Annotated in this window: 23 protein-coding genes; 17 read left to right on the top strand and 6 right to left on the bottom strand. The window is 60.5% G+C overall.

Annotated elements, in window-relative coordinates; genetic code table 11:
* The first annotated feature begins 26 nt into the window (after positions 1–26).
* The 3 genes from argJ (at position 27) to PCOSP_RS23040 (ending at position 2,992) form a co-directional block, all read left to right on the top strand.
* Positions 27–1,244: a bifunctional glutamate N-acetyltransferase/amino-acid acetyltransferase ArgJ gene (gene argJ / locus PCOSP_RS23050; protein ID WP_464709576.1), complete on the top strand. Its 1,218-nt coding sequence runs from the start codon at positions 27–29 to the stop codon at positions 1,242–1,244.
* A gap of 174 nt (positions 1,245–1,418) precedes the next feature.
* On the top strand, positions 1,419–2,051 hold the full coding sequence (locus PCOSP_RS23045; protein WP_464709575.1) for a glutathione S-transferase family protein: 633 nt from the start codon (positions 1,419–1,421) through the stop codon (positions 2,049–2,051).
* Positions 2,048–2,992, top strand: coding sequence for a Nudix family hydrolase (locus PCOSP_RS23040; protein WP_464709574.1), 945 nt, complete (start codon positions 2,048–2,050; stop codon positions 2,990–2,992). Before PCOSP_RS23045 ends, PCOSP_RS23040 begins: the two co-directional genes overlap by 4 nt.
* 105 nt (positions 2,993–3,097) lie before the next feature.
* On the opposite strand, the gene PCOSP_RS23035 is transcribed toward PCOSP_RS23040, so the two are convergent.
* Genes PCOSP_RS23035 through PCOSP_RS23025 form a run of 3 tightly spaced genes read right to left on the bottom strand, consistent with a single transcriptional unit; the run spans position 3,098 to position 6,681 of the window.
* On the bottom strand, positions 3,098–3,679 hold the full coding sequence (locus PCOSP_RS23035; RefSeq protein WP_464709573.1) for a cob(I)yrinic acid a,c-diamide adenosyltransferase: 582 nt from the start codon (positions 3,677–3,679) through the stop codon (positions 3,098–3,100).
* 2 nt (positions 3,680–3,681) lie between these two features.
* Positions 3,682–5,718, bottom strand: a complete 2,037-nt coding sequence (locus tag PCOSP_RS23030; protein ID WP_139645223.1) for a sensor histidine kinase — start codon at positions 5,716–5,718, stop codon at positions 3,682–3,684.
* Between the two features lie 45 nt (positions 5,719–5,763).
* The gene (locus PCOSP_RS23025; RefSeq protein WP_175363043.1) at positions 5,764–6,681 is read right to left on the bottom strand and encodes a putative 2-dehydropantoate 2-reductase; all 918 of its coding nucleotides are present in this window, start codon (positions 6,679–6,681) and stop codon (positions 5,764–5,766) included.
* 126 nt (positions 6,682–6,807) lie between these two features.
* On the opposite strand from PCOSP_RS23025, the gene PCOSP_RS23020 reads away from it, so the two are divergent.
* Both PCOSP_RS23020 and PCOSP_RS23015 read left to right on the top strand, forming a co-directional pair.
* Positions 6,808–7,293: a YajQ family cyclic di-GMP-binding protein gene (locus tag PCOSP_RS23020; protein ID WP_055126711.1), complete on the top strand. Its 486-nt coding sequence runs from the start codon at positions 6,808–6,810 to the stop codon at positions 7,291–7,293.
* 86 nt (positions 7,294–7,379) lie between these two features.
* A complete protein-coding gene (locus PCOSP_RS23015; RefSeq protein ID WP_139645226.1) occupies positions 7,380–8,222 on the top strand; it encodes a mechanosensitive ion channel family protein in 843 nt (280 codons plus the stop codon).
* A 161-nt stretch (positions 8,223–8,383) separates the two neighbouring features.
* Here PCOSP_RS23015 and PCOSP_RS23010 read toward each other — a convergent pair whose 3' ends face one another.
* Positions 8,384–9,721, bottom strand: coding sequence for an OprD family porin (locus tag PCOSP_RS23010; RefSeq protein WP_175384683.1), 1,338 nt, complete (start codon positions 9,719–9,721; stop codon positions 8,384–8,386).
* An 865-nt stretch (positions 9,722–10,586) separates the two neighbouring features.
* On the opposite strand from PCOSP_RS23010, the gene PCOSP_RS23005 reads away from it, so the two are divergent.
* Together PCOSP_RS23005 and PCOSP_RS23000 are read left to right on the top strand one after the other, a co-directional pair.
* The gene (locus PCOSP_RS23005) at positions 10,587–11,012 is read left to right on the top strand and encodes an HIT domain-containing protein (protein WP_464709571.1); all 426 of its coding nucleotides are present in this window, start codon (positions 10,587–10,589) and stop codon (positions 11,010–11,012) included.
* A gap of 3 nt (positions 11,013–11,015) precedes the next feature.
* Positions 11,016–11,222 carry a SlyX family protein gene (locus PCOSP_RS23000; RefSeq protein WP_041021693.1) on the top strand — a complete coding sequence of 69 codons (207 nt, stop codon included), beginning with the start codon at positions 11,016–11,018 and terminating at the stop codon, positions 11,220–11,222.
* Between the two features lie 70 nt (positions 11,223–11,292).
* On the opposite strand, the gene PCOSP_RS22995 is transcribed toward PCOSP_RS23000, so the two are convergent.
* Entirely contained in the window at positions 11,293–11,898 is a 606-nt protein-coding gene (locus tag PCOSP_RS22995) for a cold-shock protein (protein ID WP_139645232.1), read from the bottom strand.
* A gap of 454 nt (positions 11,899–12,352) precedes the next feature.
* Here PCOSP_RS22995 and PCOSP_RS22990 point away from each other — a divergent pair, with 454 nt between their 5' ends.
* The 5 genes from PCOSP_RS22990 (at position 12,353) to PCOSP_RS22970 (ending at position 16,570) form a co-directional block, all read left to right on the top strand.
* Complete coding sequence (locus PCOSP_RS22990) at positions 12,353–12,826, top strand: Dps family protein (protein ID WP_047701202.1); 474 nt, start codon at positions 12,353–12,355, stop codon at positions 12,824–12,826.
* Positions 12,827–13,101: 275 nt separating this feature from the next.
* Entirely contained in the window at positions 13,102–13,452 is a 351-nt protein-coding gene (locus tag PCOSP_RS22985) for a ribbon-helix-helix domain-containing protein (RefSeq protein WP_464709570.1), read from the top strand.
* A gap of 180 nt (positions 13,453–13,632) precedes the next feature.
* A complete protein-coding gene (locus PCOSP_RS22980) occupies positions 13,633–13,854 on the top strand; it encodes an FmdB family zinc ribbon protein (RefSeq protein ID WP_024776474.1) in 222 nt (73 codons plus the stop codon).
* A 75-nt stretch (positions 13,855–13,929) separates the two neighbouring features.
* The gene (gene aspS / locus PCOSP_RS22975; protein ID WP_024776475.1) at positions 13,930–15,705 is read left to right on the top strand and encodes an aspartate--tRNA ligase; all 1,776 of its coding nucleotides are present in this window, start codon (positions 13,930–13,932) and stop codon (positions 15,703–15,705) included.
* A gap of 118 nt (positions 15,706–15,823) precedes the next feature.
* On the top strand, positions 15,824–16,570 hold the full coding sequence (locus tag PCOSP_RS22970) for a YebC/PmpR family DNA-binding transcriptional regulator (RefSeq protein WP_039591693.1): 747 nt from the start codon (positions 15,824–15,826) through the stop codon (positions 16,568–16,570).
* Here PCOSP_RS22970 and PCOSP_RS22965 read toward each other — a convergent pair.
* Positions 16,547–16,696, bottom strand: a complete 150-nt coding sequence (locus PCOSP_RS22965) for a hypothetical protein (RefSeq protein ID WP_175363047.1) — start codon at positions 16,694–16,696, stop codon at positions 16,547–16,549. The genes PCOSP_RS22970 and PCOSP_RS22965 overlap by 24 nt on opposite strands.
* 18 nt (positions 16,697–16,714) lie before the next feature.
* Here PCOSP_RS22965 and ruvC point away from each other — a divergent pair, with 18 nt between their 5' ends.
* The 5 genes from ruvC (at position 16,715) to tolQ (ending at position 20,300) form a co-directional block, all read left to right on the top strand.
* Complete coding sequence (gene ruvC, locus PCOSP_RS22960) at positions 16,715–17,239, top strand: crossover junction endodeoxyribonuclease RuvC (RefSeq protein ID WP_024776477.1); 525 nt, start codon at positions 16,715–16,717, stop codon at positions 17,237–17,239.
* 112 nt (positions 17,240–17,351) lie between these two features.
* Positions 17,352–17,960 (top strand): Holliday junction branch migration protein RuvA, encoded by a 609-nt coding sequence (gene ruvA / locus PCOSP_RS22955; protein ID WP_024779454.1) that lies wholly within the window; start codon positions 17,352–17,354, stop codon positions 17,958–17,960.
* Positions 17,961–19,022, top strand: coding sequence for a Holliday junction branch migration DNA helicase RuvB (gene ruvB / locus PCOSP_RS22950; protein WP_175363048.1), 1,062 nt, complete (start codon positions 17,961–17,963; stop codon positions 19,020–19,022).
* 125 nt (positions 19,023–19,147) lie between these two features.
* Positions 19,148–19,615 (top strand): tol-pal system-associated acyl-CoA thioesterase, encoded by a 468-nt coding sequence (gene ybgC, locus PCOSP_RS22945; RefSeq protein WP_464709569.1) that lies wholly within the window; start codon positions 19,148–19,150, stop codon positions 19,613–19,615.
* On the top strand, positions 19,605–20,300 hold the full coding sequence (gene tolQ, locus PCOSP_RS22940) for a protein TolQ (RefSeq protein WP_042728759.1): 696 nt from the start codon (positions 19,605–19,607) through the stop codon (positions 20,298–20,300). The genes ybgC and tolQ overlap by 11 nt, the downstream gene beginning before the upstream one ends.
* Positions 20,301–20,316: the final 16 nt, after the last annotated feature.

Raw genomic sequence — 20,316 nt, 5'->3', positions numbered from 1 at the left:
ACATTCATTTATTGAGGAGCGCATTCATGGCTGTTGGTCTTGGTCCGTTGCCAACGTTGCACCCGGTTGCCGGTTTTGAACTCGGTATTGCCTCGGCGGGCATCAAGCGCCCGGGGCGCAAGGACGTGGTGGTCATGCGTTGCGCCGAAGGCTCGACGGTTGCCGGTGTGTTCACCCTCAACGCCTTTTGTGCCGCACCGGTCATCCTCGCCAAGCAACGTGTCCAGGGGGCGGTGCGCTACCTGCTGACCAACACCGGTAACGCCAACGCCGGCACCGGTGCGCCGGGCCTGGCCGCCGCCGAACGCACCTGCGCCAAGCTGGCCGAGCTGACCGGCGTCGATGCCGCCCAGGTGCTGCCGTACTCCACGGGTGTGATTGGTGAGCCGCTGCCGGTCGAGAAGATCGAAGGCGCGCTGCAGGCCGCCCTCGATGATCTGTCGGAAAACAACTGGGCCGCCGCCGCCACCGGCATCATGACCACCGACACCTTGCCCAAGGGCGCGAGCCGTCAGTTCCAGCACGATGGTGTGACGGTTACTGTCACCGGCATCAGCAAGGGCGCCGGCATGATCCGCCCGAACATGGCGACCATGCTCGGCTACATCGCGACCGATGCCAAAGTCTCCCGCCAGGTGCTCCAGGACCTGATGCTCGACGGCGCCAACAAGTCGTTCAACCGCATCACCATCGACGGTGATACGTCGACCAACGACTGCTGCATGCTGATCGCCACCGGCAAGGCCAACCTGCCGGAAATCACCGAAGCCAGCGGCCCGCTGTTCGCGGCCCTGAAACAGGCGGTGTTCGAGGTGTGCATGGAAGTGGCCCAGGCCATCGTCCGTGACGGCGAAGGCGCGACCAAGTTCGTGACCGTGCAGGTCAATGGCGGTGGCAATCACCAGGAGTGCCTGGATGTCGGCTACACCGTGGCGCACTCCCCGCTGATCAAGACCGCGCTGTTCGCCTCGGACCCGAACTGGGGTCGGATCCTCGCAGCCGTCGGCCGTGCCGGCGTGCCGGACCTGGACGTGAGCAAGATCGACGTGTTCCTCGGCGAGGTCTGCATCGCAAGCCAAGGCGCCCGCGCCACGACCTATACCGAGGCCCAGGGAGCAGCGGTGATGCAGCAGGAAGAAATCACCATCCGCATCGAACTGGGGCGCGGTGATTGCAGCGAGACGATCTGGACCACCGACCTGTCCCATGAGTATGTGAAGATCAACGCCGAGTACCGGACTTAACAAGGCTTGGGGCCGAGTTGTGCCTATCGCGAGCAGGCTCGCTCCCACAGGGGATTTGTGCTGGAAACAGGCTTATGCCAGCCTGCAGATATCCTTGTGGGAGCGAGCCTGCTCGCGATGGCGTCGGAACAGACCTGTACGATTTCTGAATAGCCACAAGAAAGGACTCCATACATGCGCCTGCATCTGATCATCGGTGACAAAAGAATATCTTCCTGGTCCCTGCGCGCCGCGTTGGCCCTGGACTTGACCGGTGCGAAGTACACCGAGGAGCTGATCAGGCTCTTCCAGCCCGACACCCGGGAAAAACTGCTCAAGTATTCAGCCACCGCCAAGGTCCCGTTGCTCCAGACCGAAACGGGTGTCGTCGCCGACTCCCTGGCGATTGCCGAATACCTGGCCGAACAGTTTCCCGACGCCGGCCTCTGGCCCAAGGCTGTGGCGGCCCGGGCCCAGGCGCGTTCGGCCTGTGCGCAAATGCACAGTGGTTTCTTCGCGCTCCGCAGCAACCTGCCATTTGACCTGGCCCACGACGCGCCTTTGTCGCCCATGCCGGCCGATGTCGAGGCGGAAATCGAGCGGATGTTGGCGCTGTGGGCCGAATGCCGGGCTGTGGCGACCGAAGCCGGTCCGTACCTGTTTGGCACCTTGAGCCTGGCGGACGCGTTTTTCGCGCCGGTCGCCGTGCGCCTGCGTACCTATCAGGTGGAACTGCCGGAGGTCGATGCGGCCTATGTTGAAACCCTTTACCAATGGCCAGCGTTCAAGGCGTGGCAACAAGCCGGCCTGGAGGAGACAGCGCGGTGAAACGAGTACATGTAGCGGCAGCGGTCATTCGCGACGCTGCCGGCAAGATCCTGATCGCCCGGCGCGCCGACACCCAGCATCAGGGTGGCCTCTGGGAGTTTCCCGGCGGCAAGGTCGAGGCCCACGAGTCTGTCGAGACAGCCCTGGCCCGGGAGCTTCATGAGGAACTGGGGATTGTGGTCGACGCGGCCCGGCCGTTGATCAAGGTGCGTCACGATTATCCGGACAAACAGGTCTTGCTGGATGTCTGGGAAGTCTCGGCGTTCTCCGGCGAACCCCATGGTGCCGAAGGGCAACCGCTGGCTTGGGTCACGGCCCGGGATCTGACCCATTATGAGTTTCCGGCCGCCAACCAGCCGATCGTCGCGGCGGCACGTTTGCCCGGCGAATACCTGATCACCCCGGAAGGCCTTGAAACACCGGCCCTGTTGCGGGGCATGCAGAAGGCTATCGCGGGCGGAATCAAGCTGGTCCAGTTGCGGGCGCCCAATGGCTACGATCCGCAGTACCGTGATCTGGCAGTGGATGCGGCGGGGCTGTGTGCCGGCAAGGCCCAACTGATGCTCAAGGGCCCTTTCGAATGGTTGGGAGACTTCCCTTCCGCCGGTTGGCACGTCACCGCCGCGCAACTGCGCAAGCATGCGGCGGCCGGTCGCCCCTTTGGCAAGGACCGTTGGCTGGCGGCTTCCTGCCATAACGCCGAGGAACTCTCCCTGGCACAGCAAATGGATGTGGACTTCGTGACGCTCTCGCCCGTGCAACCGACCCAGACTCATCCCGAGGCCCAGCCATTGGGTTGGGCAGAGGCTGCGCGGCTGATCGAGGGTTTCAACCGTCCGGTGTATCTGTTGGGCGGAGTGGGGCCTGCCGAACGGCAGAAGGCCTGGGAGGCGGGAGCGCAAGGTGTGGCGGGGATTCGGGCGTTCTGGCCAGAGGCTTGATTCTGTGGTGTAAACGCTGACGCCATCGCGAGCAGGGATCGCATTCAACCTGCAATCAACTGTGGGAGCGAGCCTGCTCGCGATGGCGTCCTCACGGACAACGGATCACTCCCCAGGCTTGGCCGCCGCCACCCAAAGCACCTCCGCCACGCCCTGGCGCCGGGCAATCACCCGCGCCGCCACGAACAACAGATCCGACATTCGATTGATATAGGCCAGCCCCGGCCCGGCCAGCGGCTCGACGGCGTTCAACTGCTGGCAACGGCGCTCGGCGCCACGGGCCAGGCTGCGGCAGACGTGGGCCTGGGCCACCAGGGTCGAGCCGCCAGGCAGGATGAAGTTCTCCAACGGCCCCAGTTCCTCATTCCACAAATCGATCGCTGCTTCCAGTCGCTCGACCTCCGCCGTGGTCAGTGCCTGGTAGGCCGGCATCGCCAGTTCGCCGCCGAGGTCGAACAGACGATGCTGACAAGGCGCCAACACTTCGATGACCTCTCTCAGTGCCGGGTATCGGCTCGCTTCGTCGCCGAGCCCTGCCAGCAGCAAGCCCAGCTGGCTGTTCAAGCTGTCCACTTCACCGATGGCCTCGACCCGTGGGTGGTCCTTCGCCACGCGACGACCATCGCCCAACCCGGTTTCACCCTTGTCGCCGGTGCGGGTGTAAATCTTCGACAGGCGAAAGCCCATGCTCAACGCTCCAGTTGCTTGTGTTCTTGGGGCATCATCGAAGTGCCTGCCAGGGGCAGGCGCAAGGTGAAGCAGGTGCCTTGGCCCGGCGCCGACTGCACTTCCATCTGGCCCTTGTGATTGTTGGTGATGATGAAATACGACACCGACAGCCCCAGGCCCGTGCCCTGGCCGATTTCCTTGGTGGTGAAGAAGGGCTCGAAGGTGCGTTTGCGCACGTTCTCGCTCATGCCGATGCCGTTGTCCTCGACCTGGATTTCCGCCCAGGGCGGGTTCAGCCGCGTACGCAGGATGATGCGCCCGGGTTCGCTGTCGTCCTGGCGTTGGTGGATGGCCTGGGCGGCGTTCTTCAACAGGTTGAGCAGCACCTGCTCCAATTCGTTGGCGGTGCCGGGCACAGGGCCCAGGTTCGGGTCGAACTGACGGATGATCGCCTGGCCCTTGAAGTCGAAGCCGATCGCCAGGTCGAAATCGTTGCCGGCGATTTCCACCGCCTGGTCGATCAGGGCTGGCAGGTCGCAGGGGGCCATCTGTCGTGTACTGCGACGGCTGAAACTGAGCATGTGAGTGACGATTTTCGCTGCCCGGGCGCCGGCCTGCTGGATGCCATCGAGCAACTGCGGGATGTCCCGGCCCTGGAGGTATTGATTGACCACCTGCAGTTCGATACCCAGTTGCTCGGCCTGTTCGAGGTTCTTGGGCAGTTCCGGTGACAGGCGTCGGCGGATGTTCTGCACGTTGTGCAGGATGGCCCCCAGCGGGTTGTTGATCTCGTGGGCCATGCCTGCCGCGAGGCCGCCGACCGAGAGCATTTTTTCCGACTGCACCATCATTTCTTCCAGCGACAGGCGCTGGGTGATGTCATCGATCCGGATCACCACCCCGCGCCCGGCCCCCCCCATCAACGGGTAGAAGGTCAGGGCATAGTGCCGGGCTTCATCGTCCTTGGTCCAGGTGACACGCTCGATCTTGGCCACCGTGTGCTGCTCGACCGTTTGCTTGAGCTGCGGCAGGTAGGGTTTGAGGGGTTCGAACGCGAGGAAGATCGGCTGATTCAGTGCTTCGTCCAGCCGGGTGCCGGACAGGGCGCTGGCCTCCTGGTTCCATTGGGTGACGTAGAGCTGTTCATCAAGGGCGATCAGGGCCGACGGCATGGAGTCGATGATGCTGTTGAGGTAGTTCTGGAAGCCGGTGAGCTTTTTCTCGATCTTGCTGCGCACCTGGACTTCGAGCTCCAGCTTGCGGTTGGTGTGTCGGGTTTCTTCCGCCAGGCCCTGGGCCTGATCGTAGGCCGCCTGGGAGTCGTCCCGGGCGCGCTTGAGCTGCTGCTCCCGGGCCTCGATCCGTGACAGCATGGTATTGAAGGCTTCGGCCAGGCTGCCGATTTCGTCATGGTTGCCACGTGCGGCGCGCAGGGAATAGTTTTCCTCTCGGGTGACCTGGCGCGACAGCTCTTCCAACTGATGAATCGGCTGGGTGATCAGGCGTTTGATCTGCTGGGCGATGACCAACCACAGCAGCACGCTGAAAATCAGGATGCCGAGGCTGGCGGTCAGGGTGCCGGTGTAGAACGCCGTAGGCAGTTCACTGCTGGCGACCAGCAACAGGTGGCCCGGCGCCGTGCCGGGGCGGGGCAGGGTGATGACCTGGTTGCTGCGGAATTCACCGGCCTGCCAGGCCTGCACACTGCGGAAATGATCTGGCAGCTTGAGCTTCTCACCCTGTTGCAGTTGTGCCAGGCGCTCGCCCTCACCGTCATACAGCGCCGCCGCCCGCAGCGGGGTGTAGCTGTTGAGTTCGTCGAGCAGACGCTTGGCGCCTTGCGGCGACTGCAGGGCATCGGAGATCAGGCTCGGGTTGGCGATCAGCCGGCCGATGGTCTGCAGGGCCTGGGGGGCCATGCTTTCCTGGGAAATGTAATAGGCGGCGCTGATAAAGGTCAGGTTGGCGACCAGCAGGACAGTGGTCAACAACACCAGCAGGGCGGCCAACAGTTTCTGGCCGACCGGGAGGTTTTCAAGGCGCTGGCGCAATGGCATCAGATTCGTCGCTGAAAAGGAACACGAGGCCAGCGTAGCCGCTGCTCAGTCGCTGGGCAATCCGAGGTTGTTCAAGTGACCGATCAGCCGCTGGCGCAGCTGTTCCAGATGCGGTAGCGCCAGCTCGTGCCGTCGGGCGACCTTGCAGGCGTGGCCGAGCAGATAGCTGATTTCGGTGCGGCGCCTGTTAGTGACATCCTGGTGCATCGAGGAATAATTGGCGGCGGTGGCCTGGATCACCCGTTCGACTTCCGGCTGCAAGGCTTCGGCCGCCGCGGGCTGGCCGCAGCGTTCGAGCAGGTCGGTGAGTTCCGCGCACAGGGTCGCCACTTCGCAACGATGTTCCTGCAGGCCGCCATTCTTGCAGTGATACAACACGGTCAGTGGGTTGATCGCGCAGTTGAGCGCCAGTTTTCGCCAGAGCCGGGTGAGGATGTCCGCGCTCCATTCGTGGGGAATACCGGCGGCGCTCAGGTCGTCCAGCCAGAACGGTGCAACGGGGTGAGCGGGGTCACCGAGCCAGGTGTAGCCGTGACCGGCGAACACCACGCGCCAGTCACCGTCGCGGAACGCGCCTTCAGTGCTGGAGGCGCTGATGCAACGGGCCTGGGGGACGCGGTTCGCCACCGCGTCCTGGCTGCCGAGGCCATTCTGCAGCAGGATCAGTTCCGACTCGGCGTCCAGGCGATGGGCCACCGAGGCCACCGCTGCTTCCGCGTCATAGGCCTTGCAGGCCAGCAGCAGGCGCCTGATCGGCCCGGGGCCGTCAGCTGTTTCACCCGGCACCGGATAGCACTGCGGCTCGCCCTGTTCCACCAACGTCAGGCCACCGGCGCTCCGATAGGCCTGCAACCGGTCCTCGTCGCGCAGCACCAGCCGTACCGGCAGACCGGCCCGGGCCAGGCGCGTGGCCCATAATGTGCCGAGACTGCCGGCCCCCAGGACGTGCCAGGTGGTGGACATCAGCTTTTTACTCGGTTTGGTGCGGGCATCTTGGGTGCTCACAGTATCGGCTGGGAAAGACTCGTTATAATGAGCGCGATTTTAACCACAGGCCACCTGTGCGCCTTTTTTATTGGAGAACTCTACATGCCGTCATTCGACGTGGTATCCGAACTGGACAAGCACGAAGCCACCAACGCGGTTGAAAACGCCATCAAGGAGCTCGACCGTCGCTATGACCTCAAGGGCAAGGGCAGCTTCGAGTTCAAGGAAAAGGACCTGACCGTCAACCTGACCGCCGAAGCCGAGTTCCAGCTCGAAGCGATGATCGAGATCCTCAAGATGGCGCTGGTCAAGCGCAAGATCGACGTGCAATGCCTCGAGATCAAGGATGCCTATGCTTCGGGCAAGGTAATGAAACAGGAAGCCGTGCTCAAGGAAGGCATCGACAAGGAGCTGGCAAAGAAGATTGTTGCTCACATCAAGGATGCCAAGCTCAAGGTCCAGGCCGCCATCCAGGGCGAGCAGGTGCGGGTTACCGGCAAGAAGCGCGACGACTTGCAGGAAGCCATCGCCGCACTGCGCGCCAAAGAATTCGGTATGCCGCTACAGTTCAATAACTTCCGCGACTGACAGGACGCCAGGCTGTTCAGGAATAGGGTGGTGGGGGAGCGGGCTTCCTCGCCACATGCGTGCTTATGGTTATAAAGGAGAGTCGAATGGACTTGAATGCAGAAGTGGATCACCTGATCAAAACCTCCCAGGCCGCGATACCGATGGTCATGGAATATGGCAGCCGCGTGTTGCTGGCACTCATCACCCTGGCCATCGGCTGGTGGTTGATCAACAAGGTCACGCAAAAACTGGGTGCATTGCTGGCCCTGCGTAACGCTGACCTGGCACTGCAAGGGTTTATCAGTACCCTGGCCAATATCATCCTGAAGATATTGTTGGCGATTAGCGTTGCCTCGATGATCGGCGTGGAAACCACCTCGTTCGTCGCCGCCATTGGTGCGGCGAGCTTGGCAATCGGCCTGGCATTGCAGGGCAGCCTGGCAAACTTCGCCGGCGGCGTGCTGATCCTGTTGTTTCGCCCGTTCCGTATTGGCGACTGGATCGAGGCCCAAGGCATTGCCGGCACGGTCGACAGCATCCAGATCTTCCATACCGTGCTGCGCACCGGTGACAACAAGACGGTGATCGTGCCCAACGGCAACCTGTCGAACGGCATCATCACCAACACCAATCGCCAGCCGACCCGCAAAGTGGTGTTCGATGTGGGGGTGGATTACCAAGCGGATCTGCAAAAAGCGCGCGAAGTTTTGTTGAATCTGGCCAAGGATGAGCGCGTGCTGGCCGATCCGGCGCCTGAAGCGGTGATTTCCACCCTGGGTGACAGTTCGATCACGGTGTCGTTGCGAGTGTGGGTCAAGACTGCGGATTACTGGAGTGTCATGTTCATGTTCAATGAACAGGCGCGAGATCGCTTGAAAGATGCCGGGATTGATATTCCGTTTCCGCAGCGGGTGATTCGGGTTGTTCAGGAAGAAACGGTGAGATAGCAAAGATAGATATAACCTGTCGATCGAGTCAGGTTGTATTTAGTTAGCTAGCTATTTATGAAGTTGCGTCAGGTTGTTCTATCGGCGCATAAAAAAAACCGCTCACCTTGATCAGTGAGCGGTTTTTTATGTTGCGGTACAGCTATCGAATGACCGCTGAGTTACAGGATGCTCAGTGGGTATTCGACGATCAGGCGGGTGTCATAGACGTCAGACGAATAGCCGCTGTACGCGCCGTTCGAGCGGTAGTTGGCGAAGCGCAGACGGAACGACAGGTCTTTGGCTGGACCTTCTTGCATGACGTACTTGGACTCAACGTTCCACTCGTTTTCCTTACCTTCGCCCAGACCGTTAGTGGTGATGTGGTCACCCATTACGTAGCGGGTCATGAAGCTCAGGCCTGGAACACCGTAGGTTTTCATGTTCAGGTCGTAGCGAGCTTGCCACGAACGCTCGTCGCGGCCGACGAAGTCGGAGATCTGGATGGAGTTGGCAACGAAGATCGTGCCGTTGCCGTCTACGCCATAGTAGTAAGCGTTGTCACCGCTGGAGCGTTGGTGAGCGATGGTGAACTTGTGAGCACCGATGCTATAGGCTGCGGCCAGGGACCACAGGTTGTTGTCTACGCCCTGGGTGCCATCGCCAATTGCGTCAACCAGATCGCCGCGGCTCTCGCCTTTGGTTTTATAGCCGTTGAAGTCGATGTTCAGCGACTGATCTTCGCTGATTGGCATCGTGTAGTTCAGGTTGACGTAGTACTTCTTGAAGTAGTCGTCAGCATCGGATGCAGCCAAGGCACCGGTGAAGTTATCGGTGAAGGCGTAGCTTGCACCGAAAATGTTGATGTTGGTCAGGCCTTTGCCGCCATTGCCGTTTTCATCGGGCAGACCGCCGATGCTGTCACGGCCCATACCGGTTTGTTTGCTCAGCGAGGTGAAGCGACCTGCGCTCAGTTCCAGGCCTTTGATCTCTTTGGAGGTGATCAAGGTACCGGTAGCGACTTCTGGAATCAGACGGCTGTCGTCAGTAGCGAAAACCGGGCTGGCAACGAATTGCTGGCCGTATTTCAGGACGGTATCGGACAGGCGCAGTTTAACGGCACCGCCCACTTTACCTTGGGATTTTTCCGGGTTGCCGTCACTGTCGTTGGCGAACAGGCCGTTACCACGGCGGCCCGAGCCACCGTCCAGTTTGACCGAACCCATTGCCATGGCGTCCAGACCGAAACCGACGGTACCTTGAGTGAAGCCCGACTCGTAGGTCAGCAATTCGCTCAGGCCGGAGTCCTGGCGGTAGCCACTTTTAAAACCGCCACCCGGCTTTGCAACGTTACCTGCGCCGTTCTTATAGTCACGGTTCATGTACTCGAAACGAGTTTTGGATTTCAGGCTCTGATCTTCAAAAAAGCCTTTGGACTCGTCTTGGGAGGACGCCACTGCGAACTGCGAAACACCGGCCGAAACAGCCAGTGCGATCATGCTCCACTTCATCACGCGCATCGTGATTTGCTCCTTTGGTTTTAGAAGAGTACTGCCGTCCCACCTGTTTTATTATCTGGGCGGCTCTTTCTTTTTGTGCCGGCGCAAACTTATATCACGCCGACCCTATTGGCGATACTTGCCCATCCAACCTTTCAGCTTCTTTACGACCATGTCGCCAATGGCTCGATCCATGTCGTAATGGGGCTGCTCCGACGCAATCGGGTTTCGCAACTTGAATGTTGCTTTTTCTTTCTTCGGCGTCGGCGTAAAGAGTCCTTCGTTACTGCGCTTGAAGCTCCGTGAGGGCAACCTTGCCACTTTATTTATAGGCCAGCAGGTTCTCGTTCCTACGATTCCCTGAAGGCGATGTCCGGGATGAATGCAACAAGCATGCACAAACCCGAATTTTGTTCACATTTTTTTCACACTCTTCCGTTTGACGCGGTGAAACCTCATGAAACCGGGGCTCAAAGGCCTTGTTTTAAATAGGGTTGACTGCTGTGCCACTATCGTGTTGGAAATCCGTAAACGGCCCGCGACAACCAAAAACGTTACCGGTTCACCCTGTCAGTGAGTAAATCCCGGATACTTCGAGCACTGAGCGTAGACGCTTTGTGCGGTTTTGGTGCAAAAAAATCGTGAATTGCACAAGGCTCGGTGTTTCGCTGGATCCCGGGGCCGTCGTATCCGTGCTTCGGGAGGCTGGTTGCGCCAATTTGGTGCGTGTGCCTGTCGGGCGTCAAGGCGTTCAGCCCGCAAACAAGCGTTGTCGTCATGCCTGGGAAGGGTACGCAGTGAACGTTCGGCTATTCGGGGGTATGCTGCGAATAGGCGATACAGGCCCAAACCGGGCTGCCCTGATAACGAGCAAGGAGTACGCGCGGTGTTTGTTTTAGATTCACGACTGCAACAGGACACATTGCCCATTGGCGATTTCCCGCTATGCCGGTTGCTGTTGTCCAATGATTCGAATTACCCGTGGTTCATTCTTGTACCAAGACGGGAAGATATCAGTGAGTTGTTTCAGCTCGATGACCTTGATCAACGCCAGCTGTGGAAAGAGACCACTGCGCTGGCCGAAATTCTCAAGGACTCCTTTGACGCCGATAAGTTGAACGTTGCGGCGTTGGGTAACGTCGTCAGCCAGTTGCACATGCACGTCATCGTGCGCAGGCATGAAGACGCCGCCTGGCCGTCGCCTGTCTGGGGCAAGCATCCGGCCCGGCCTTATAATGCGGAACAGGTGACAGCCATTCGCGAGCGGTTGCGGATGGCGCTGACCGACGATTTCAAATTTATGGAGGGTTGAACCGTGGATCTTGAGGCGCGTGTTACCGATCTGGAAACTCGCCTGGCATTTCAGGATGACACCATCCAGGCGTTGAATGATGTGTTGGTGGAGCAGCAGCGAGTCGTCGAGCGTTTGCAGTTGCAGATGGCGGCGTTGCTCAAGCGGCAGGAGGAAATGGCTGGGCAGTTCGAATCCGTCGAGGAAGAGGCGCCGCCCCCGCATTACTGATCGCCCGGGCGACAGGTCATAAAAAAACCGCGATGCAGCCTGGCTGCTCGCGGTTTTTTCGTGCCTGGGATCAGCGTCGCGGCAGCGCGGCGATGACGTCTTCGGCTTGCAGGCCTTTGTCGCGGTGCATCACGGAAAACTCCACGCGCTGACCTTCGACCAGTACGCGATGGCCTTCGCCGCGGATGGCCCGGAAATGCACGAAAATGTCATCGCCGGAATCGCGGGAGATAAAGCCAAAGCCCTTGGAGGTGTTGAACCACTTCACGGTGCCGGTATCGCGGTTGGACATGTCGTAGTTCTGGGTCGCTGCAGACGGCGACGACTTCTTGTAGAAGCTGACGGCCAGGTGCAGTGCTACGGCAAGCAGCGCCGCAGCGAGGCTGAACAGGATGGCCGGTTGCCCACTGATTTCCGGCATGGGCGCCAGCAGGCTCAGGGTTTGCAGGGCGACGGCCAGCACCAGTAGTGCGCTGACCAGGTTTTGCAGTTGATGACGAGGACCTTTGTGCCAGTAAGGGATGACAGGTGCGAGGGTCAGGTTGAGCAGGCCGAAGAAGGCCAGGTAAAGCGCGTCGGGATGTTGCAGGTAAGGTGTGGCTTCGGAACCCAGGCTAGGGATGAAGGACAGCAGCAGGGCAGCTGCGCCCATTAGCAAGTGGACGATTTTCAACATTTTGATTGACTCACGGTTAAGACGGATCACAAGGAAGAGCTGGTCGGGGACGGTTCGCTTCAGAACAATGAGAGGCGCTGGACACGGACCCGAATCAGCCTATGCGCTATACCCGGGAAAATAGGTGTAGCGACACACTGCCTATTTAACAGCAAAGCCCAGGCCTTCTCAAACTCGTAACAGGTGCGTGCCGCGCTGTTCGTCGGCCGGAGAGCTGCACGCCCGTGGGAGCGAGCCTGCTCGCGATGGCGGCGGGTCAGCAATACCTTCAGCAACTGACAGACCGCCATCGCGAGCAGGCTCGCTCCCACAGGAAGGGGCGCTTATCCTTCTGGCTGCGGAACCGTCCGGCGTCCTGGCTTGTCGGTTCAGCAGGGCTGGCGATTTGTCGCAGGCTACTGGCGACAACACCCGCTACGCTGTGGAATTCATCACCGTCAGGAGATCAACCAACATGGCAATTGATATCGGTATCAGTGAAGAAGATCGCAAGTCCATCGTCGACGGGCTTTCACGTTTGTTGTCGGACACCTACGTGTTGTATCTCAAGACCCACAATTTCCACTGGAACGTCACGGGGCCGATGTTTCGGACCCTGCATCTGATGTTCGAGGAGCAATACAACGAACTGGCGCTGGCGGTGGATCTGATTGCCGAGCGTATTCGTGCGCTCGGTTTTCCCGCGCCGGGGGCCTATTCGGTGTATGCACGCTTGTCTTCCATCAAGGAAGAGGAGGGCGTGCCCGGTGCCGAAGACATGATCCGTCAACTGGTCGATGGCCAGGAGGCGGTGACGCGCACGGCCCGCGGTATCTTCCCCTTGCTGGACAAGGTCAGCGATGAGCCGACCGCCGACCTGCTGACCCAGCGCATGCAGGTTCACGAAAAAACCGCGTGGATGCTGCGCTCCCTGCTGGACGAACGGTAAGCCCCTGGCGGGCGATGGTGGGGTCGGTGCATCATCGCCCGTGTGTCGCAACCGTTAGTCTTTCCTTGTATCGGGCTTTCCGATCAGTCTTGCGCCTGCTGTTGGGGTAACCCATCGTGTGTAGGACGATGTAATTCATCGTCTGCCAGCTGTTGGCTTGTCCTACGTTGCCGGTCAAAAAGTCATCTGGATCTGGCGACTCCGTTGAGCTTCCATAGGGCACCAGATTGGTTGTCCTGACTGAGAGGTTCGTATGGCAAAGGAGTGTCAACGGTATGATTCAAGGAAAAGAATCGAGGGAGGGCGCGCAGTCCATCGCTATCGACCCGTTCGTCAGTGGGTTCGATATGCAGCTGGCCCGGCCCTTGTCCCGATCCATCCGTTTGAACGGGTTCGCCACCTGTCTTCGGCTGGAGCGGGTCTATTGGGAGATCCTCGGCGACATGGCCCAGCTCAACAACTGCTCCATCAACACGCTGTTGTCCCATGTCGACAGGGAGGTGCACCTGCGCCATGGCGGAGTCCGTAACTTCAGCGGCCTGGTTCGTGTGGTCTGCGTGGTGCACAGTTTGAAGGAGGCCGGCATGGAGGTCGTGGAGCGTCATTGGCGTGGAGCTCCACAGTGAGTCAGTCGGGCCGGTAGGTGCCCTGTGGAGCCTTGGGGGCTTCCAGATTCGTTTTCCCATCCCGTGGAAACGAATGGAGAACGCCCCTACGGCTGCACAGGCTGCATTTAATGGATATAATCCCGCTCTTTGCCGCAAAGCCCAGCTTTTGCGCGATTAACCTGATCGCCGAGACAACCCATGCCGATGTACGACTATCAATGTGCTTCCTGTGGTCATCAGATGGAAGCCATCCAAAAGATCAGCGAAGCACCGCTGGTCGACTGCCCTGCCTGCCAGGCGCCGGAACTGAAAAAAATGCTGTCCATGCCGGGTTTCCGCCTCGGCGGTACGGGCTGGTATGAAACCGACTTCAAGACCGGCGCCAAGAAAAACCTCGCCGGTGGCGACAAAGCTGACTGAGATGAATACGCGCGGGTTCTTGCATGGGCAGGGCCTCCAACCGAATGTCGAATTACGAGAAGTGAAACCACTACCATGATGCGCAGCCATTATTGCGGCCAACTGAACGAAAGCCTGGAAGGTCAGGAAGTTACTCTTTGCGGATGGGTCCATCGTCGCCGTGACCATGGCGGGGTGATTTTCCTCGATATCCGTGATCGTGAAGGCCTGGCCCAGGTGGTGTTCGATCCGGACCGTGCTGAAACCTTCGCCACCGCCGACCGCGTGCGCAGCGAATACGTGGTCAAGATCACCGGCAAGGTGCGTCTGCGTCCGGCCGGTGCCGGCAATGCCAACATGGCGTCCGGCATGATCGAAGTGCTGGGTCATGAGCTGGAAGTGCTCAACGAAGCGGAAACCCCGCCGTTCCCGCTCAACGAGTTTTCCGACGTGGGCGAAGAAACCCGCCTGCGCTATCGCTTCATCGACCTGCGTCGTCCGGAAATGGCCGAGAAGCTGCGCCTGCGTTCGCGCATGACCACCAGCATCCGTCGCTACCTGGATGAGAACGGCTTCCTCGACGTCGAGACGCCGATCCTGACCCGTGCCACGCCGGAAGGCGCTCGCGACTACCTGGTGCCGAGCCGTACCCACCCCGGCAGCTTCTTCGCCCTGCCGCAATCGCCGCAGCTGTTCAAGCAACTGCTGATGGTGGCCGGCTTCGACCGTTACTACCAGATAGCCAAGTGCTTCCGCGACGAAGACCTGCGTGCCGACCGTCAGCCTGAGTTCACTCAGATCGACATCGAGACCAGCTTCCTCGACGAAAAAGACATCATGGGCCTGACCGAAGGCATGATCCGCAACCTGTTCAAGGAAGTGCTGGGTCTGGAATTCGGTGATTTCCCGCACATGACCTGGGACGAGGCCATGCGCCGCTACGGTTCCGACAAGCCGGACCTGCGTATCCCGCTGGAACTGGTGGACGTGGCCGACCAGCTCAAGGATGTCGAATTCAAGGTTTTCAGCGGTCCGGCCAACGATCCGAAATGCCGCGTAGCCGCCTTGCGTGTGCCGGGTGCGGCGAGCATGCCGCGCAGCAAGATCGACGACTACACCAAGTTCGTCGGCATCTACGGTGCCAAGGGCCTGGCGTACATCAAGGTCAACGAGCGCGCCAAAGGCGTCGAAGGCCTGCAATCGCCAATCGTCAAGAACATCCCTGAAGCCAATCTGAATGTGATCCTCGATCGCGTTGGCGCGGTCGACGGCGATATCGTGTTCTTCGGCGCCGACAAGGCCAAGATCGTCAGCGAAGCCCTGGGTGCGTTGCGGATCAAGGTTGGTCACGATCTCGAGCTGCTGACTTGCGAATGGGCGCCGTTGTGGGTCGTTGACTTCCCGATGTTCGAAGAGAACGACGATGGCAGCTTCACCGCCCTGCATCACCCGTTCACCGCGCCGAAATGCACGCCGCAAGAGCTGGAAGCCAACCCGGCTACCGCTTTGTCGCGCGCCTACGACATGGTCCTGAACGGCACCGAGCTGGGTGGCGGTTCGATCCGTATCCACCGCAAGGACATGCAGCAGGCGGTGTTCCGCCTGTTGGGCATCGACGAAGCGGAACAGGAAGAGAAATTCGGCTTCCTGCTCGACGCCCTGAAGTTCGGCGCGCCACCCCACGGTGGCCTGGCCTTCGGCCTGGATCGCCTGGTGATGCTGATGACCGGCGCCCAGTCGATCCGTGAAGTGATCGCATTCCCGAAAACCCAGAGCGCGGCCGATGTCATGACCCAGGCCCCGGGTGCGGTGGATGCCAAGGCGCTGCGCGAGCTGCACATCCGCCTGCGTGAACAGCCAAAGGCTGAGTAAGGCTGACACCTGAAGGCGCATCTTCGGATGCGCCTTTTCGTTGGTGTCGATATTTCTGCTTGTCCGCCACTGCGCGAGCGCAGGGCGGGCAACGTTTCAAGAAGAACCGGAGCGAGTTATGGCAGGTCATTCCAAGTGGGCGAACATCAAGCACCGCAAAGAACGTCAGGATGCCAAGAGGGGCAAGATCTTCACCAAGTGGATCCGTGAGCTGACGGTCGCGGCCCGCCAGGGTGGCGGCGATCCAGGGTCCAACCCGCGTCTGCGCCTGGCTCTGGACAAGGCGCTCGGTGCCAACATGAGCCGCGATATCATCGACCGGGCCATTGCCCGCGGCGCCGGTGCGACCGAGGCTGACAACGTTGAAGAGCTGACCTACGAAGGTTACGGCCCAGGCGGCGTGGCGGTGATGGTCGAATGCATGACCGACAACCGCAACCGTACCGCGGCAGCCGTGCGTCACGCCTTCAGCAAATGTGGTGGCAACCTCGGTACCGACGGTTCGGTGGCTTATCTGTTCGAGCGCAAGGGACAGATCAGCTTCGCGCCGGGCCTGGATGAAGATGCCCTGACGGAAGCCGCCCTGGAAGCCGACGCCGATGACGTGGTTGGCCATGAAGACGGCTCGTTCGACGTGTTCACGTCGTTCGCCAGTTTCTATGCCGTGCGCAACGCCCTGGAAGCGGCTGGGTTCAAGCCGGCCGACGCGGAAATCGTCATGCAGCCGACCACCAGCGCCGAACTGGATCTTGAAGGCGCCGAGAAAGTGCTCAAGCTGATCGACATGCTCGAGGACCTGGATGACGTGCAAAACGTCTATTCCAATGCCGATATTCCGGAGTCAGTGGCCGAGCAGCTGGGCTGACTCGTCGTCGCCGTTCTGAATGTGGGAGCGAGCCTGCTCGCGATAGCGGTCGTCCAGTTTGCAAAAAAGTTGCAGGAGGATCGCCATCGCGAGCAGGCTCGCTCCCACAGGTTCAAATAATTCCATCTTCAAACCGCAGGCGTTATGACTTTAATCCTTGGCATCGACCCCGGTTCGCGCATTACCGGCTACGGCGTGGTTCGCGACACCGGGCGCGGCTGTGTCTATGTCGCGTCCGGCTGCATCCGCACCGGGGCAGGTGAATTGCATGAGCGCCTGCAGATCGTTTATCGCGGCGTGCGTGAAGTCATCCAGACCTATGGTCCGGTCACCATGGGCATCGAAAAGGTGTTCATGGCGCGCAACGCCGATTCCGCCTTGAAGCTGGGGCAGGCCCGGGGGGCGGCGATTGTTGCGGGCGCCGAGGAGAGCCTGGAGATCGCTGAGTACACCGCGACCCAGGTCAAACAGGCGGTCGTCGGAACGGGGGCGGCAAACAAGGAGCAGGTGCAAATGATGGTGATGCACCTGTTGAAGCTGGTCAGCAAGCCGCAGATTGACGCCTCCGACGCCCTGGCCATCGCCATTTGCCATGCCCATACCCGTTCCAGCCTGTTGCCTCATGGTCTGGGAACCGCACGCAGTCGTGGCGGGCGCCTGCGTCTCTGATAGCATCAGCGCACTCATTCATGCCCGAGTCTGTTGCGCCTGTGTTGTCGGCCTTCATGCCCGGGCTGTTATTCGCCAGCCAGCGGCTGGTCAATGCCCAAGGATCTGAAACGTGATTGGACGCTTGCGCGGCACCCTGGCTGAAAAACAGCCGCCGCATCTGATTCTGGATGTAAATGGCCTGGGCTATGAGCTGGAAGTGCCCATGACCACACTGTATCGCTTGCCGTCGGTCGGTGAGCCGCTGACGTTGCACACCCATTTGGTCGTGCGCGAGGATGCACAGTTACTCTATGGCTTTGTCGGCAAGCGTGAGCGGGATTTCTTCCGTGAGTTGATCCGCCTCAATGGCGTTGGCCCGAAACTGGCCCTGGCCTTGATGTCGAGCCTGGAAGTCGACGAGCTGGTGCGTTGCGTGCAATCCCAGGACACGTCGGCTCTGACCAAGGTGCCAGGTGTCGGCAAGAAAACCGCCGAACGCCTGCTGGTGGAGCTCAAGGACCGCTTCAAGGCCTGGGAAGCGGTACCGGCCATGTTCGCGCTGGTGCCGAACCAGCCGGATGCACCGGTGCCAGCGGCCAGTGCCGAGAACGACGCGGTCACTGCGCTGATCTCCCTGGGCTACAAGCCGCAGGAAGCCAGCAAGGCGATTTCCGCCATCAAGGAAAAAGGCTTGAGTACTGAAGACATGATTCGTCGCGCCCTGAAGGGAATGATCTAAGTGATTGAAGCTGACCGTCTGATCGCCGCCACGGGTGCGCCCCGTGACCGCGAGGAAGTCCAGGACCGTGCGATTCGCCCCGTCAGCCTGGCTGACTACATCGGCCAACCGACCGTGCGCGAGCAGATGGAGTTGTTCATCCAGGCGGCCCGGGGGCGTAGCGAGTCGCTGGATCACACCTTGATCTTCGGCCCGCCGGGCTTGGGCAAGACTACCCTGGCCAACATCATCGCCCAGGAGATGGGCGTGTCGATCAAGAGCACCTCCGGTCCGGTCCTCGAGCGTCCGGGCGACCTGGCGGCGTTGTTGACCAATCTCGAGCCTCACGATGTGTTGTTCATCGACGAAATCCATCGGCTGTCGCCGATCGTCGAGGAAGTGCTGTATCCGGCCATGGAAGATTTCCAGCTCGACATCATGATCGGCGAAGGCCCGGCGGCGCGTTCCATCAAGCTGGATCTGCCGCCCTTCACCCTGGTGGGTGCCACCACCCGCGCTGGCATGCTCACCAACCCGCTGCGCGACCGTTTCGGCATCGTCCAGCGCCTGGAGTTCTATAGCAACGCGGACCTGGCCACGATCGTCAGCCGCTCGGCGGGCATCCTCGGGTTGCCACTGGACCCGGATGGCGCCTATGAAGTGGCGCGTCGGGCCCGGGGTACGCCGCGGATCGCCAACCGGCTGCTGCGCCGGGTCCGGGATTTTGCCGAGGTCCGGGCCAAGGGCCACATCACCAAGCCGATTGCCGACCTGGCGTTGAACCTGCTGGACATCGACGAGCGTGGTTTCGACCATCAGGACCGACGCCTGCTGCTGACCATGATCGAGAAGTTCGACGGTGGTCCGGTGGGGGTGGACAGCCTGGCCGCGGCCATCAGCGAAGAGCGCCATACCATCGAGGATGTCCTGGAGCCGTACCTGATCCAACAGGGCTATATCATGCGCACCCCGCGCGGGCGGGTGGTGACGCGCCATGCTTACCTGCACTTCGGCTTAAACATCCCGACACGAATGGGCGAGATGCCGGTGGTAGACGAATTCCTCGATGCCGTGGACGATTGAACGACTTTTGTGCAGCGACTTTTTTCCGGATTGTGCTGTCCCAGACGACGTCCGGAGCGTCTATGCACTCGAGAATGAAAAAACAGTTGCCGCCGATTGGCAACCTGAGGAGTAAGCACTAGAGTATGCGCGCGCAAAACGGGCTGGAGTCGTTCGCACATCGCTGTCGCGTTTATTACGAGGACACCGATGCGGGCGGCATCGTTTACTACGTCAATTACCTCAAGTTTATGGAACGGGCTCGAACCGAACGGCTGCGGGAACTGGGTTTCGCCCAATCCGCGCTGGCAGGGGAGGATCTGTTATTCGTCGTGCATTCCAGCGAAGCGCGTTACCACGCGCCGGCGCGACTGGACGACGAGCTTCTGGTAAGTGCCGATGTCATCGAGTTGAACCGTGTCAGCCTGCGCTTCAAGCAGCAGGTCAGGCGGGCTACGGATAATGCGCTGCTCTGTGAAGGGCAGTTTTTGGTGGCCTGTGTGCGCACCCATAGTTTGAAACCCCGGGCCATTCCCGAAGCTCTACGTGCGGCCTTTGCCGACGTGAGCGGCGCGGGTACACACTCAGAGCAGGAGATAAAGCGTGGAAGCTAACGTCGTCGACCATACCTCCATGTGGAGCCTGGTCAGCAATGCCAGCGTCGTGGTGCAACTGGTAATGCTGACCCTGGTAGCCGCATCGGTGACCTCATGGATCATGATTTTTCAGCGCAGCAACCTGCTGCGCGCCGGTCGCCGTGCCTTGGAGAGCTTTGAAGAGCGCTTCTGGTCGGGTATCGACCTGTCCAAGCTGTACCGCCAGGCGGGCAGCAACCCGGATCCGGATTCGGGCGTAGAGCAGATCTTCCGTGCCGGTTTCAAGGAGTTCTCCCGTCTGCGCCAGCAGCCGGGCGTCGACCCTGAGGCGGTGATGGAAGGCGTGGCTCGTGCCATGCGCGTCGCCATTTCCCGTGAGGAAGAAAAGCTCGAGCAGAGCTTGCCGTTCCTGGCCACCGTCGGTTCGGTCAGTCCGTACATCGGCCTGTTCGGTACCGTGTGGGGGATCATGAACTCCTTCCGCGGCCTGGCCTCCGCCCAGCAGGCCACCCTGGCCACCGTGGCCCCGGGTATCGCCGAGGCACTGGTCGCTACCGCCATTGGCCTGTTCGCGGCCATCCCGGCCGTTATCGCCTACAACCGCTTCGCTGCCCGCAGCGAGACGCTGATCGGCCGTTACTACACCTTCGCCGATGAATTCCAGGCGATCCTGCACCGCAAAGTGCACACCAGCGAAGAATAAGCAGGTATTTCCCGAT

The organism is Pseudomonas sp. MAFF 730105 (assembly GCF_055380705.1).
Note: the sequence above shows the minus strand (reverse complement) of the source record. Positions and strands in the feature narration are given on the sequence as shown.

What these genes read in the sequence shown, in the direction of transcription:
- PCOSP_RS22985 (WP_464709570.1), top strand. Translation starts at nt 13,102, where the DNA reads ATGATTCAAGGAAAAGAATCGAGGGAGGGCGCGCAGTCCATCGCTATC.
- aspS (WP_024776475.1), top strand. Translation starts at nt 13,930, where the DNA reads ATGATGCGCAGCCATTATTGCGGCCAACTGAACGAAAGCCTGGAAGGT.
- PCOSP_RS22970 (WP_039591693.1), top strand. Translation starts at nt 15,824, where the DNA reads ATGGCAGGTCATTCCAAGTGGGCGAACATCAAGCACCGCAAAGAACGT.
- PCOSP_RS22965 (WP_175363047.1), bottom strand. Translation starts at nt 16,696, where the DNA reads ATGGAATTATTTGAACCTGTGGGAGCGAGCCTGCTCGCGATGGCGATC.
- ybgC (WP_464709569.1), top strand. Translation starts at nt 19,148, where the DNA reads ATGCGCGCGCAAAACGGGCTGGAGTCGTTCGCACATCGCTGTCGCGTT.
- argJ (WP_464709576.1), top strand. Translation starts at nt 27, where the DNA reads ATGGCTGTTGGTCTTGGTCCGTTGCCAACGTTGCACCCGGTTGCCGGT.
- PCOSP_RS23045 (WP_464709575.1), top strand. Translation starts at nt 1,419, where the DNA reads ATGCGCCTGCATCTGATCATCGGTGACAAAAGAATATCTTCCTGGTCC.
- PCOSP_RS22990 (WP_047701202.1), top strand. Translation starts at nt 12,353, where the DNA reads ATGGCAATTGATATCGGTATCAGTGAAGAAGATCGCAAGTCCATCGTC.
- ruvC (WP_024776477.1), top strand. Translation starts at nt 16,715, where the DNA reads ATGACTTTAATCCTTGGCATCGACCCCGGTTCGCGCATTACCGGCTAC.
- PCOSP_RS23015 (WP_139645226.1), top strand. Translation starts at nt 7,380, where the DNA reads ATGGACTTGAATGCAGAAGTGGATCACCTGATCAAAACCTCCCAGGCC.
- PCOSP_RS23020 (WP_055126711.1), top strand. Translation starts at nt 6,808, where the DNA reads ATGCCGTCATTCGACGTGGTATCCGAACTGGACAAGCACGAAGCCACC.
- PCOSP_RS23030 (WP_139645223.1), bottom strand. Translation starts at nt 5,718, where the DNA reads ATGCCATTGCGCCAGCGCCTTGAAAACCTCCCGGTCGGCCAGAAACTG.
- PCOSP_RS22995 (WP_139645232.1), bottom strand. Translation starts at nt 11,898, where the DNA reads ATGTTGAAAATCGTCCACTTGCTAATGGGCGCAGCTGCCCTGCTGCTG.
- PCOSP_RS23035 (WP_464709573.1), bottom strand. Translation starts at nt 3,679, where the DNA reads ATGGGCTTTCGCCTGTCGAAGATTTACACCCGCACCGGCGACAAGGGT.
- PCOSP_RS23025 (WP_175363043.1), bottom strand. Translation starts at nt 6,681, where the DNA reads ATGTCCACCACCTGGCACGTCCTGGGGGCCGGCAGTCTCGGCACATTA.
- PCOSP_RS23010 (WP_175384683.1), bottom strand. Translation starts at nt 9,721, where the DNA reads ATGCGCGTGATGAAGTGGAGCATGATCGCACTGGCTGTTTCGGCCGGT.
- PCOSP_RS22980 (WP_024776474.1), top strand. Translation starts at nt 13,633, where the DNA reads ATGCCGATGTACGACTATCAATGTGCTTCCTGTGGTCATCAGATGGAA.